The organism is Streptosporangium jomthongense (genome assembly GCF_042650425.1).
Lineage (GTDB): Bacteria > Actinomycetota > Actinomycetes > Streptosporangiales > Streptosporangiaceae > Streptosporangium.
This window is the reverse complement of sequence record NZ_JBHSBC010000014.1, coordinates 184,377-197,080: the sequence shown is the minus strand read 5'-3', so window position 1 is coordinate 197,080 and position 12,704 is coordinate 184,377. Positions and strand designations below refer to the sequence as shown.

The 12,704-nt window shown below is 72.0% G+C and carries 11 protein-coding genes; 8 read left to right on the top strand and 3 right to left on the bottom strand.

The window, feature by feature from the left end:
* Positions 1 to 607: 607 nt before the first annotated feature.
* Together ACFOYY_RS15630 and ACFOYY_RS15625 are read left to right on the top strand one after the other, a co-directional pair.
* The gene (locus ACFOYY_RS15630; RefSeq protein WP_352008533.1) at positions 608 to 1,591 is read left to right on the top strand and encodes a hypothetical protein; all 984 of its coding nucleotides are present in this window, start codon (positions 608 to 610) and stop codon (positions 1,589 to 1,591) included.
* Positions 1,592 to 1,728: 137 nt separating this feature from the next.
* Positions 1,729 to 3,264 carry an NAD(P)-binding domain-containing protein gene (locus tag ACFOYY_RS15625; RefSeq protein WP_386190146.1) on the top strand — a complete coding sequence of 512 codons (1,536 nt, stop codon included), beginning with the start codon at positions 1,729 to 1,731 and terminating at the stop codon, positions 3,262 to 3,264.
* 30 nt (positions 3,265 to 3,294) lie between these two features.
* Here ACFOYY_RS15625 and ACFOYY_RS15620 read toward each other — a convergent pair whose 3' ends face one another.
* Both ACFOYY_RS15620 and ACFOYY_RS15615 read right to left on the bottom strand, forming a co-directional pair.
* Positions 3,295 to 3,996: a type 1 glutamine amidotransferase domain-containing protein gene (locus ACFOYY_RS15620; protein ID WP_386190145.1), complete on the bottom strand. Its 702-nt coding sequence runs from the start codon at positions 3,994 to 3,996 to the stop codon at positions 3,295 to 3,297.
* Positions 3,997 to 4,069: 73 nt separating this feature from the next.
* Entirely contained in the window at positions 4,070 to 4,945 is an 876-nt protein-coding gene (locus ACFOYY_RS15615) for an NAD(P)-dependent oxidoreductase (protein ID WP_386190144.1), read from the bottom strand.
* Positions 4,946 to 5,041: 96 nt separating this feature from the next.
* On the opposite strand from ACFOYY_RS15615, the gene ACFOYY_RS15610 reads away from it, so the two are divergent.
* Positions 5,042 to 5,398: a winged helix-turn-helix transcriptional regulator gene (locus ACFOYY_RS15610; RefSeq protein ID WP_386190143.1), complete on the top strand. Its 357-nt coding sequence runs from the start codon at positions 5,042 to 5,044 to the stop codon at positions 5,396 to 5,398.
* Positions 5,399 to 5,464: 66 nt separating this feature from the next.
* On the opposite strand, the gene aspS is transcribed toward ACFOYY_RS15610, so the two are convergent.
* The gene (gene aspS / locus ACFOYY_RS15605) at positions 5,465 to 6,778 is read right to left on the bottom strand and encodes an aspartate--tRNA(Asn) ligase (protein WP_352008528.1); all 1,314 of its coding nucleotides are present in this window, start codon (positions 6,776 to 6,778) and stop codon (positions 5,465 to 5,467) included.
* Between the two features lie 594 nt (positions 6,779 to 7,372).
* Between aspS and ccmA the strand changes: the two genes are divergently transcribed.
* The 5 genes from ccmA to ACFOYY_RS15580 all read left to right on the top strand — a co-directional run bounded on the left by ccmA (position 7,373) and on the right by ACFOYY_RS15580 (position 12,388).
* Positions 7,373 to 7,996, top strand: a complete 624-nt coding sequence (gene ccmA, locus ACFOYY_RS15600) for a heme ABC exporter ATP-binding protein CcmA (protein ID WP_386190142.1) — start codon at positions 7,373 to 7,375, stop codon at positions 7,994 to 7,996.
* Positions 7,993 to 9,480 (top strand): DUF6297 family protein, encoded by a 1,488-nt coding sequence (locus tag ACFOYY_RS15595; protein ID WP_386190141.1) that lies wholly within the window; start codon positions 7,993 to 7,995, stop codon positions 9,478 to 9,480. Before ccmA ends, ACFOYY_RS15595 begins: the two co-directional genes overlap by 4 nt.
* Positions 9,481 to 9,508: 28 nt before the next feature.
* Positions 9,509 to 10,882: an MFS transporter gene (locus tag ACFOYY_RS15590; RefSeq protein ID WP_386190140.1), complete on the top strand. Its 1,374-nt coding sequence runs from the start codon at positions 9,509 to 9,511 to the stop codon at positions 10,880 to 10,882.
* 55 nt (positions 10,883 to 10,937) lie between these two features.
* Positions 10,938 to 11,759: an aminoglycoside 3'-phosphotransferase gene (locus ACFOYY_RS15585; protein ID WP_386190139.1), complete on the top strand. Its 822-nt coding sequence runs from the start codon at positions 10,938 to 10,940 to the stop codon at positions 11,757 to 11,759.
* 164 nt (positions 11,760 to 11,923) lie between these two features.
* Positions 11,924 to 12,388 (top strand): hypothetical protein, encoded by a 465-nt coding sequence (locus tag ACFOYY_RS15580; protein WP_386190138.1) that lies wholly within the window; start codon positions 11,924 to 11,926, stop codon positions 12,386 to 12,388.
* The last annotated feature ends 316 nt before the right edge of the window (positions 12,389 to 12,704 follow it).

Below are 12,704 nucleotides of genomic sequence, written 5' to 3'. Positions count from 1 at the left end.
GTTGAGCGACGCCGTTCAGGCGGTACGGCCCCCACGCCCCCGCGGGGTCGTACCGCTCGGCCGTGTCCTGCTGACGGCTCCCTTCGGGCTCACGCCGTCAGGCGGCTGACACGGCCGCGGACGGCGGTGTTGGGCCCGCCGCATCCCTCATGGGCGAGCCGTCCGCCGCCCCCTGCGGCGCCGGTGCCGTGTTCGGGCGCGCGATGGAGCCACGCGCTCGCCGGGCCTCGGCGACCGGCGCCCCGCCCGTCCGTCCCGCCACTCGCCGCGACCTGCGCGGCCGTACCGGCATGGCTGTACCGGTACGTCGAGCGGGACGGTCACCTCCGGCACCGGACGGCGCTCACCGTCATCCCCCGGCGAGCACCCCCGGAGCTCAGGAAACCGTACGAACCCCCGTGAAACGCATGATCCCCTCCTGCCCCGCGCACGGACCGGACGGGAGGAACCCCCGTTCGAGCCGCGCAGAACAAGCATCGCGAACGGCAAAATCAACCACAATCATTAAAATGATCCTTAAAAGGTGCGCACTCCCGGGATCGGGACAAAAATATGGCTTCAGCGGGACGGGACATCCACCGCGGAAGCACCGAAAGGGGAGCACCCTATGCAGGGGTTTTCCGAACTCCGCCTCGGGCGCCTGGACGAGGTCAAGGTTTCGGTCGTGCTCCATCCCGGGGCCACGCTGCTGTCGCTGACGGCCGGGACCCTGGGGGGCCGTCCACACGGCGTCCCACGGCACTGGCAGAAGGCGGTCATGTCCGCCGCCCCGCGCAACGCGGCCGAGGTGCTGCGCCCACTGTTCGCCCCGTCCTTCTCGGTCATCCCCGACTGCGTCAGCCCGGCGGTCTCGATGTCGGAGCCCGACGCCGACACCCATCTGGAGCGGCTGGCCGACCTCTCCCCCGACACCCTGCTCGCCGAACTCGAAACGGAGTTCCAGCCTGCCGTCCCCGCCCAGTGGCGGCCCGTCGTCGAACGCCCCGGCGCGTGGATCCACGCCTACTCACACCTCATGCGCGTGCTGTGGCAGGAGTTCAGGCCGGTCTGGCGCCGGGCGGACAGCCTGCTCAAGCGGGAGCGGGAGCGGATCGGGGCCGCCACGGTCACCGACCGCCTTGAGACGGTCATGGGCAACCTCAGCCCGCGCTTCCACTTCTCCGGCACCACGCTCGGCCTTCCCGACCAGCAGGCCAAGCGGTTCGACCTGGCCGGACGCCGGCTCGCCCTGGTGCCGATCGTGTCGGGCAACGGCGCGAGCATCTTCGCCTTCGACGATCCCGGGATGGTGTGGATCGGCTACCCGCTGCCCGCGCTGGGGGTGCTGTGGGACGACGGCGACCAGAAGGACGCCCCGCCCGACTCCCTGGCCCTCACCCTGGGGCAGGCCCGTGCCGCCATCCTGCGGGCCGCCGGGGCCTCGCTCACCATGAGCGAGGTCGCCTCCCTGCTGCGCTCGACCCCCGCCGCGGCGACCTACCACTGCGCCCAGCTTGAGGCCGCGGGACTGCTGGACCGCGAGCGACACGGCCGCCACGTACGCGTCAGGGCGACCGCGAAGGGCGAGGCGCTGGTCGCCCTGCTCGCCTGAGCCGTACACGCCGGGCCGTACACGCCGGGACGTACGCGCCGGGACAGGACACGCCGGGACGAGACACACGGGGATGACTCCTCGCCGGAGGTGGGTATCCCACATGGGCCCGTACAACCTCCAGAAAGGCCGGCCCCGTGATCCAGGAACATCGTTACGTCGTGGTCGGCGCCGGGCCCGCGGGGTTGCAGATCGGCTACTTCCTGCAGGAACGGGGCGCCGACTACGTGATCGTCGAGCGGGAGCGGTCCGCGGGTGACTTCTTCGCCCGCTTTCCCCGGCACCGGCGGCTGATCTCGATCAACAGGGCCCGGGACTGGTCCGACGATCCGGAGCTCAGGCTGCGCTGGGACTGGAACTCGCTGTTGAGCGACGATCCGTCCCTGCTGTTCCCCGCCTACAGCGACGACTACTTCCCCTCCCCCGACGATCTGCGGCGCTATCTCGCCGACTTCCACACCACCCACGACCTGCGGGTCGCCTTCGGCACCGGGATCAGCCGGGTGACCTGCAAGGAGGAGGGGTTCCGGCTCGAAACGGAGGGTGGCGGCCAGTTCCAGGCCGAGTGCCTGATCTGGGCCTGCGGATGGGGCGGGCCGTACGTTCCCGACATCCCCGGCATCGAGCACGCCGAGGGGTATGAGGACATGACGGTCGATCCCGAGTCGTTCCTCGGCAAACGGGTGCTGATCCTGGGCAAGGGCAACGCGGCCTTCGAGACGGCGCACGCGCTGCGCGACCACGCCTCGGCGATCCATCTGGCCAGCCCGAGACCGGTCAGGCTCGCCTGGAACTCCCGGCACCCGGGGGACGTGCGCGGCTGTCACGGCACGCTGCTCGACAGCCACCACTTCAGCTCGCTGCACGCGCTGCTCGACTGCTCGGTCGAGCGGATCTCCTTCGACGGCACGGTCTACACCGCCGACGTCGTCCACAACCACGCGGGCGGTGGCCCGGAGAGGCTGGAGTACGACGCGGTGCTGCGCTGCACCGGCTTCCGGATGGACACCGAGGTGTTCGCCGACGAGCTGCGGACCCTCCCCGGCGGGAGGCTGCCCGCGCTCACCTCCGACTGGGAGTCTGCCGGTCTCCCCGGGCTCTACGCGGCGGGCACCATGATGCAGGCCCGGGACGCCAGGCGGGGTTCCTCGGCGTTCATCTACGGTTTCCGCTACAACCTGCGCACGCTCAGCCGCCTGCTCGCCGAGCGCTACGACGGGGTACGGCTGCCGCGCACCCCCGTCCCCCGGCCCGCGCTGACCGGGACGGTCCTCGACCGGGTCAACCGCAGTTCGGCCCTGTGGGCGCAGGCGGGCTACCTGGTCGACGCCCTGGTGATCACCGAGCACGGCATCGAGTGCTACGAGGAGCTTCCCGAGGACTACGCCGTCGAGCGCTTCGGAGATCTGGTGACCGTCGGCCTGTGGCAGAGCAGGGAGCCCGGCCCCGACGACCTGGAGGCCGTCGCGCTGGGGGCCGAGCGGCTCCCGCTGCCCGAGGGGGTGACCCGCGGCGCCGGAGGCGGGGCCATCCATCCGGCGGTACGGGTCTTCAGGAACGGCGTGCTGACCGGCGAGCTGCACCTGCCCGACAGCGTGGCCGCCCGGTGGCGGGACCCGGAGCGGCACGTGGCGCCGCTCGACCGCTTCTTCGACCGGCTGCTGCCCCGGTGAACGCACCCGTGTGAGCCCCGTACGGCGTGCTCAGGCGGGCTGGAGCCGTCTGACGACGGCCTCGGCGACCCCTCTGGCGCTGCCGGGGTTCTGACCGGTGATCAGCCGGTCGTCCTCGACGACGTGGGCCTCGAACGGCCTGCCGGCGACGCTGTAGTGGGCTCCGAGCCTCTTCAGCTCCTCCTGGAGGCTGTAGGGGACGGCGTCGTCGCGGCCGGCCGCCTCCTCCTCCGGCCAGGAGAAGCCGGTGACGTCCCTGTCCCTGACCAGCGGCTCCCCGTTCGAGAGCGTGACGTTCAGCAGCCCGCAGGGGCCGTGGCAGACGGCCGAGACCACGCGTCCGCTCTCGTGGAACCTGGCGACCAGCGACTCCAGGTCGTCACTGCGCGGGAAGTCGAACATGACCCCGTGCCCGCCGGTGAGATAGATCGCGTCGTAGTCCTCGACGTCGACGTCGGCCACCTTCCTGGTGTCGTCGAGGAGGTTCATGAACCTCCTGTCCCGATAGCGCCGTTCCGTGCCCAGTTCCGCCAGCACGTCGTGGGCCAGGCTCTCCGGGTCGATCGGGATCATGCCGCCGGACGGGCTCGCGATGTCCAGGGAGAACCCGGCCCGCTCGGCGTGGTCCCAGAAGTGCGTCAGCTCCCCCAGCCACAGGCCCGTCCGCATGCCCGCCTTCTCGTACTCGCCGACGTTGGTGACGACGACCAGGATTCTCTTCGTCGCTGACATGTCCGCTCCTTCGCGCGGGAACCCCTCCGTTCCGCCGGGTTACCCGCACCAAAACCCCACAAACCGCCCAGGGTCAGCGGAGGAGCAGATCGACCACCCCCGCGGTGCCCTCGTCGCCGTGGCCGTCGGCCAGGCGGCGTTCCATCAAGGTCGTGAACGGGGTGATCAGTTCGGCGCTGATCCCCTGCTCCTCGGCCGTCCGCAGCATCGTCGCGTTGCCCTCGACCATCATGGCGAGGTTGGAGGTCACGTTCCTGGTGTAGTCGCCGCTCTCCAGATGGTCGGCGATGCCGTAGGTGTAGGAGGTCATGGCGGTGAGCCAGGCCACCAGCGTGGGGGCGAACTCCTTCGGCGAGATGTCCTTCTCCCGGCGCAGCAGGGCGAAGGCGTGCGTGACCCCGGCGAACATCCCGGTCATCGCGCTCAGCAGCGCCACGTCCTGCAGCGCGGCGTACCCGGCGTCCTCCCCGACGTGAACGGGCCGCGCCGGTACGGCCAGCGTGTCCCGGTGCTCGTCGAGGAGGTCGCGGGAGCCGCTGTAGAAGATGAAGGCCCCCGACTCCGGGGCGCCGATCATCGGGGGGACCGCCATGACGCCGCCGTCCAGGAAACGGGCGCCGCGTTCGGCGGCCCAGGCGGCGCGGGCGCGTCCCTGCCCGGGGGTGCCGGTGGTGAGGTTGACCAGGTCCTTGCCCGTCAGGTCGGCGCCGTCCAGGGCCTCCCCGACCGAGGCGTCGTCGAGCAGGCAGGTCACCACGAGGCGGTTGGCGGCCACCGCCTCCGCCGCGCTCCCCGCGATCCGCGCGCCCCGCCCGGCGAGCGCCTCGGCCCTGCCCGGGGTACGGTTCCAGACGGTCAGCCGGTGACCGGCGGTCAGCCAGGCCTGGGCCAGCGCGGTGCCCATGGCGCCGAGGCCGAGCAGAGTGAGTCCGGAAGTGTTGTCGTTCATGCCTACTAGGCTGGATCCCGGTCCCCGGAACGATCAAGTACGCACTTCGAAGTGGGTGCTTACCCCGGGGTGAGTGAGCAGGCAGGAGGGCTGGAGATGGCGACCGTACCCAGGCCGGGGGCGTACGTCTGCGGGATCGACGCGGCGATGGACGTGATCGGCGGCAAGTGGAAGGTCCTGATCCTCTGGGCGCTCGACGAACGGCCGTGCCGCTTCGGCGAGCTGCGCAGGCTGGTGCCGGGGGTGACCGAGAAGGTGCTCGCCTCCCACCTGCGCGAGCTTGAGGGGGACGGCATCGTGCACCGTGAGGTGTACGCCGAGGTGCCGCCCAGGGTCGAGTACTCCCTGACCCCGCTGGGCGCCTCGCTCAACGCGGCGCTGGGCCCGCTGGGCGCCTGGGGCAGGGAGCACCTGCTCGGCGGTGTGGAGGAGAGCGCCGAGCGGGCCTCCTGACCAGGCGGCCACGCCGTACGGCCCGGCCCCAGCGGGAACCGGGGCGGGCCGTACGGGAGGGAGACGTCAGGGGTTCAGGCGGTGCAGGTCACGGGGGAACAGCGTCGCGCGGCGGACGTTGTCGGCGCCGGTCAGCCTGGCGGTCCACCGTTCGAGCCCCAGGGCGAACCCGCCGTGCGGCGGCATGCCGTGCCGGAAGGCCGACAGATACCCCTCGTACGGCTCGGCGGACTCGCCCTTGGCGGCCAGGACGGCGAGATAGTCCTCGTACCGGTGCAGGCGCTGGCCTCCGGTGACCAGTTCGAGGCCCCGGAAGAGCAGGTCGAAGCTGTTGGAGTACTCCGGCCTGCCCGGCTGGGGATGGGTGTAGAACGGCCGCTTGACCATCGGGTAGCCGGAGACGAACAGGAACTCGCTGCCGTGCTCGTTCAGCGCCCACTCCGACAGCCAGCGCTCGTGGGCCGGGGCGAGGTCCGGCTCCCCCCTGGGGTCCTCGGCGGTGTGGGCGGCGATGAGCTCCTGCGCCTCGGCGAAGTGGATCTCCGGGATGCGCTCGGGCACCTTGGGCAGCGCGACGTCCAGCAGCGCGCACTCCTCGCCCGCCTGACGCGCGACGGCCTCCGTCATGCCCGCCAGCACCTCGCGCAGCACCGCCATCACGTCCCGGTGGTCGGTGACGAACCCGAGCTCCGCGTCCAGCGAGGTGTACTGGGCCAGGTGCCGCGCGGTGTCGTGCGGCTCGGCCCGGAAGACCGGGCCGGTCTCGTAGACCCGTTCGAAGACCCCGACCATGGCCTGCTTGAAGAACTGCGGAGACTGCGCCAGGTAGGCGGGGGTGCCGAACCAGTCGATCGCGAAGACGTTGGCGCCCGACTCGGTCGCCGAGGCCACCACCTTCGGCGTGTGGATCTCGGTGAAGCCGAGACCGTCGAGCGCCGCCCTGAAGCCCGCGACCGAGGCGGCCGAGATGACGTGCGGCGCGCGCAGCGCCGGGTGGCGCAGCGTGACCGGGGCGTGGTCGAGGATGGTCGGCAGTGTCGCGGGCACCCCGGGCCGGTAGAGGTCGAACGGCGGGGCCTCGGCGGGCCCCGACAGGGCGACGACCTCCGGGGAGGTCAGCTCGACCCCTCCGGGAGCCTGTGGGTTGGCGGTCACGGTCCCGGTGACGCTCAGGACCGTCTCCTCGGGGTGGCCGTCGGCCTCGGCCATGGCCTCGGGGCCGGTGAAGACGGCCTGGGCCAGGCCTGACCGGTCCCGCAGGATGAGGAAGACCACCGATTTCAGGGTCCGTCCCCGGTGCAGCCAGCCCTGGACGGTGACCCGGTCGCCGATTCGCCGTGGAAGCTCGGCGGCCAGGGTACGAGTGGATGTGGAGATCATCACAAACCTCAACTCAGTGAGTGGTGATCCCTTGGGAGTGCGGGCGAGAAGGGAACTCGCGGTGCCACCGCACTTTCGCCGCCGTCACGACGGCCTCGACGGCCCGATCACGGGGGCCGGCCGGCGGGGCATTGGGCGCGCACGCCGTTTCTCCCCGCACTCGGGAGGGTCTTCACCCCCGGGGACAGGTCCGCCTTCGCAGCTTCCGGCGGCTCTCTCCGACCTGTCCGTGCCCGGGGACTACTCGTCTCCGTCAACGCGTTGCCGGAAGGTTACGTTCGCTCCGCCGCCCACCGCAACCGCACGCGCCGCCGGGCCCCGCTCATGGCGGGAGGACACGCCCTAGTCTGTGGGCGTGCCGGAATCACCGATCTTGACGAACCCCCTCCAACGCCAGCCGCACCCGGCTGGGATCGTCGGCGCCCACAACCGGAGCGTCGACCCGCGAAACCAGCGGTTCGAGCTCCCCGGGAGCCGTCCGACCACCCGCGCCCTCTCCTGCCCGCCCGGCGGCGTCACGCCCGGCACGACCTCAGGACCGTGGGCCTGGGCCGGCCCTTCCGGCGTGACCGAAACCGCCCCGGGCTCGTGACCGTGGAGGCGACCCTGACCGCGTGTGACGTGCGGGTGGACCTGGGCGGGCAGGCGGTGCTGCGCGGAGTCGGCCTGACGGCGGGCCCCGGGGAGATCGTGGCCGTCATCGGGGAGAACGGCGCGGGCAAGTCGACGCTGCTGCGCTGCCTGGCCGGACTGGAGATCCCGGCGGACGGCCGGGTCCTGGTGCTGGGCGAACCTCCGGCGGACACCGCGGGATTCTGGCGCGAGGTGGCGCTGGCCGGCGACGAGCCCGCCTGGTATCCGGGGCTGAGCGTCCGGGAGCACCTGGAGCTGGTGGCGACCGTACACGGTGGCGGGCGGATGGACACCGGGACGGCCCTCACCGCGTTCGACCTTGAGGGCCGCGCCGACCTGCACCCGCTGACCCTGTCGACCGGGCAGCGCCAGCGGGTCTCACTGGCCGCGACACTGGTCAGGCCAAGCCGCCTGCTGCTGCTCGACGAGCCGGAACGCGGCCTTGACGCCGCCTTCCGCGACCGCCTGGCGGACCTCCTGCGTGAGTACGCCACGCGGGGCGGCGCCGTCGTCATGGCCACCCACGACCTCGCCCTCGCCGAGGCCTGCGGCGCCCGCCTGGTCAGGTTGGAGGCGGCGCGATGAGACGCTGGCAGGACCGGTACACGACGTTGTTCGGCGTCGCCATGGCGCTCGCGGTCCTCGGCAGGCCGATCGCCTCCGTGCTGGAGAACCTCGTCCACCCGGCCGATCCCCGGCAGGTGGGAGCCGGGCTGGCGCTGGTCACCGTGGCCTACGCGGGCTACCTGGCCGTCGTCAGGGCGGCCGGGCCGGTGGTGCTCGGCGCCGCCGACGCCTCCTGGCGCCTGCTCTCCCCGCTGCCGCGCCGTACCGTCCTGGGCGGGACGGCGCGGACGTTGCTCGTGATCTCGATCCTGGGCGGGCTGGTGCTGGGCACGACGCTGGTCGCCGTGCTCGGCGCCCCCGACCTGCTCCCCCTGCGGCTGGCGGCCGCGCTGGTGATCGGCCTCGGCGCCGGGCTCGGCGGCATGGCGATGGGGGTCCTCGGTCAGGCCTTCCCCACCTGGGACGCCTGGTTGCAGGCCCTGATCGCCCTCACCGTGGCGGCGGCCGTACTGATGGCCGTGTCGGGTTCGGGGCCCGGCCGGGTGGCGGCCGCTCTCCCCGCCGGGGTGGTCGGCGCGGTCGCCTGCTGTACGGCGGCGGTGGCCGCGTTCCTGGTACGGCGGGCCTGGACGGCGCTCGACCGTGTCCCCGCCCGCGCGATCCTGGCCGCCTCCGCCCGGTCGGGAAGGGTGGCCCAGGCGACCGTGACCCTGGATCCGGGCGCGCTGACCTGGTCGGTCGAGGACAACCACTGGCGGGGCCGGGCGCTGCGCTCGCGCCGCTGGCCGGTGCCGGGCGCCTGGGCGCTGGCCTGGCAGGAGGCCCGCCGCGCCGGACGCCGTCCGGTACGGCTCGCGGTGCTGGCCGGTGCCGCCGCGCTGCCCGCCCTGGCCGTGACCGCCGGGTTGTCCCAGGTGGCCGTCGCGCTGACGGCCATGGGCACGCTCGCCGCGGCGGTCTCCGTCACCTCCGGTGCCCGCCGTGACGGTGACAATCCCGCCCTGCTGCGGGCGCTCGCCGTCGGTCCCCGTACCGCGCCGGCCGTACGGGCTCTGCCGCCCGCCCTGTTCGGCGCCTGCTGGCTGGGGGCGGCCCTGGCCGGGCTGAGCGTCTCGGGTGCCCTCGGCACGGGCACGTGGTGGCCGCTGCTCGGTCCGGCCTGCGGCCCCGTCCTGGCGGTCGCGGCGCTGCGGATGGCCAGGAGGCGCCCGATCGACCACTCCATGCCGGTCATCGACACTCCGGGCGGCGCGATTCCCACGGGGCCGCTGCTGTGGGGGCTGACCGGCGTCGACCTCGCCCTGCCCGGTTGCGCGCCCGCCCTGCTGGCCCTGGCCGTACGGCCCGCCGACCCGCTGCCCTTCCTGGTGGCGCAGACGCTGACCGGCCTGGCGTTCCTGGGCGGCTACGTCGCGCTGTCCGCAGGCGGTTCCCGGAGGCGGCCCACCCGGAACGGGCGCGCACCGGCGGCGGGTTCGTCCTCGCCCAACCGGAGACCCTGATGACCGCACCGCCCCCGGTCGAGCGCCTGTGACACGGGACTCCGCCTTCTCCTGGCGGTTCGTGGCGCCGTTGTTCACCGGATCGACGATCAACGCGGTCAACACCTCCCTCATCGCGACCGCGCTGGTCCCGGTCGCCGCCGCCGTGCGCGTCCCGGTCGGGCGAACCGCGGTGCTGGTCTCCGCGCTCTATCTGGCGGGCGCCATCGCCCAGCCGACCGGCGGGAAGCTCGCCGAGGAGTTCGGGGCCCGCCGTGTCTTCCTGATCGGCCTGCTGATCGTCCTGGCGGGCGGCGTCGTCGGCGGGACGGGGCGGAGCCTGACCGCCCTGGTCGTGGCCAGGGTCCTGATCGGTGTGGGCAGCTCGGCCGTCTACCCCTCGGCGATGCTGCTCGTCCGGCGCCGCGCGGAGGCGGCGGGCCTGACCGCGCCGCCCGGTGGCGTGCTCGGCGGCCTGATGCTCGCCGGTTCCGCCACCGCGGCCCTCGGTCTTCCCATCGGCGGCGTCCTGGTCGACGCCTGGGGCTGGCGGACCACGTTCCTGGTCAACCTGCCCGTGGCGCTCGCGGCCCTGGTCATGGCCCTGCTGTGGATTCCCGCCGACCCGCCGGTCGAGGGGCCGGTGACGCCCCGGCAGCTCGCGGCCCGCGTCGACGTGGCGGGCATCGCCGGGTTCGGCGGGGCGATGGCCGCCCTGCTGGTCTTCCTGATGGAGCTGCCGCGTCCCAACTGGACCTCCCTCTGCCTGGCCGTACTGCTCGGTGCCGGGCTCGTGTGGTGGGAACTGCGGGCGAGCCGTCCCTTCATCGACATGCGCCTGCTGCGCGCCAATCCGGCGCTCACCCGCACCTACCTGCGCTGGGCCGTGGCGTCGCTGTGCGTCTACACCGTCCTGTACGGCCTCACCCAGTGGTTGCAGGCCGAACGCGGCGTCTCCTCAAAGGAGGCGGGCCTGCTCCTGCTGCCCATGAGCGCGCTTCCCGTCCTGATCGTGCAGCCCATCTCGCGGCGCAACCTCGTCCGCGCCCCGCTCCTCGTCTCGGCGTTCTGCTGCCTGGCCGCCTCGATAGGGGTCCTCTCGCTGTCCAGGGACACCCCGATCCTCTGGGTCGTCGGCATCACGCTCGCCGTCGGGGTCACCCTGGCCGCGACCTCAAGCGCCAACCAGACCACCCTGTACGCCCAGGCTCCGGCCGCCCAGCTCGGCACCGCCTCGGGGCTGCTGCGCACCTCCGGATTCCTCGGTTCGATCGCCTCGACCGCGCTGATCTCCCTCGCCTTCCACACCCAGGTGAACGACGACCGCCTGCACGTCCTCGCCCTGATCATGGTCGCCGCCTCGGTGGCCGGGCTGGCCCTGGTGCTCACGGACCGCGGGCTCACGACCCGGGCCGACATGTGACCGTGGCTGAAAACCCTTTGTTCCCGGTACGGCGTGCCTGGAAGCATCACGGCCCATGAGCCTTATCGACATCGACGAGATCCCGACCGGCCCGGTGCCCGTACCCGACGTCATCGCGACACTCGCCGGTGACGACGACATCACCCCGGTGTGGCGCAACGAGCTCGGCGGCCTGACGTTCCGGCTCGACGACGGGCGTGGCGGCGTCAGATACGCCAAGTGGATCGCCGTCGGCACCCCGGAGATCGACCTGGCCGCCGAGGCGGAACGCCTGACCTGGGCGCGACACTGGGTGAACGTCCCTCAGGTCCTCGAACACGGCGACGACGCCGACGGCTCCTGGCTGGTCACGGCCGGGCTGGTCGGCCGTTCCGCGGTGGACGACCGCTGGCGTGACGGCCCGGAGGCCTCCGCGGCCGCGGCGGCCGCGATCGGCCGGGGACTGCGCGTCCTCCACGACGCCCTGCCCGTCGCGGAGTGCCCGTTCGACTGGAGCGTCGAGCGGCGGCTCGCCCGCGCCGACGAGCGCGTCGCCGACGGTGAGGGGCCGCAGGACTGGTCCCCCGAACACCGCCATCTCGGCCTCGCCGAAGCCCGGGCGATCATCGGCGACCCTCCGCCGATCGACCGGCTGGTCGTCTGCCACGGGGACGCCTGCGCCCCCAACACCCTGGTGCACGACGACGGCACGTTCGCCGCGCACGTCGACCTCGGCTCGCTCGGGGTGGCCGACCGGTGGGCCGACCTCGCGGTCGCGGCCTGGAGCACCGAGTGGAACCACGGCCCCGGCTACGACCACCTGGTGTACGAGGCCTACGGCGTCACCCCTGACGAGGAGCGCATCGCGTACTACCGCCTGCTGTGGGACCTGGCCTGACCCCTGATGGCGACACGTGAGGGGGCCGTCACGGAAAAGGGCCTTCCTTTCATCGATCCAATGTTGGCAGTAAACCAGCGAAAAATGGCATTTTCCCGGCCTATATCGCTCTCCTGCTTCTGATTTGATCGGTGATGAGATAATCGCCCAAGGATGGAGTGCACGTGTCAGCTATCAAACGCGTCCTGGCAGCGCTGGCCCTTGTCGTCGCGGCCCTCGCGGGCCTTGTCAGTCCAGCCGGGGCGGATGTCGCGAGCGTGAAGGGCGTACCGACCGCGGCGAAGGACATAATCCCCTGGCCTGTGGTCAGCCCCGCCCCGGAGGTCTGGGACACGAAGTCCGACTGGAGCCAGCAGCAGGCCACCGACTGGGTCAACAGTTGCGGGCCGGAAAGGCTCTGCACCTGGATCAGGTACAACGCCGGCAACGGCGACAGGTACGTTCTGTTCCGGTTCTACACCTGCGCGGAGTACGCACTGACGAGGTGGGGTGGCACGACGCCCTATTTCAACAACCAGAACGTCCGTGTCGAGCTCCGCGACCAGCAGCACAACCCCATCAGGTACTTCGAGCCCGGAGCCAAGTTCATCACGAACTGGGACCCGGTCTGGTACATCAAGCTCTGCTGACCCCGGATCGTGCCCGGCCGGACCGGACCCGGTACGGATCCACCGGCGCGCGTACGGCGTGAGCCGCCCGACACAGGACCCCAAACGGAACCCCCGGCCACCGGGGGTTCCGTCATTCTCAGGAAAATGCTTCTTTTTCTGTCGCAGCCTTGCGTAGAGGGGAATTCATATTCTTCATCGCTCAGCTCGTCGGCCGAGGTGAAACAACGACAACGAACAGGCCAGGGAATACGCTTCGCTCCATGCGAGCCGAGCGTCCGCCCGGAAATTCCACGTGTGACCGGACGTGAGATCATCGGCGCCGTCACGCTCGCCC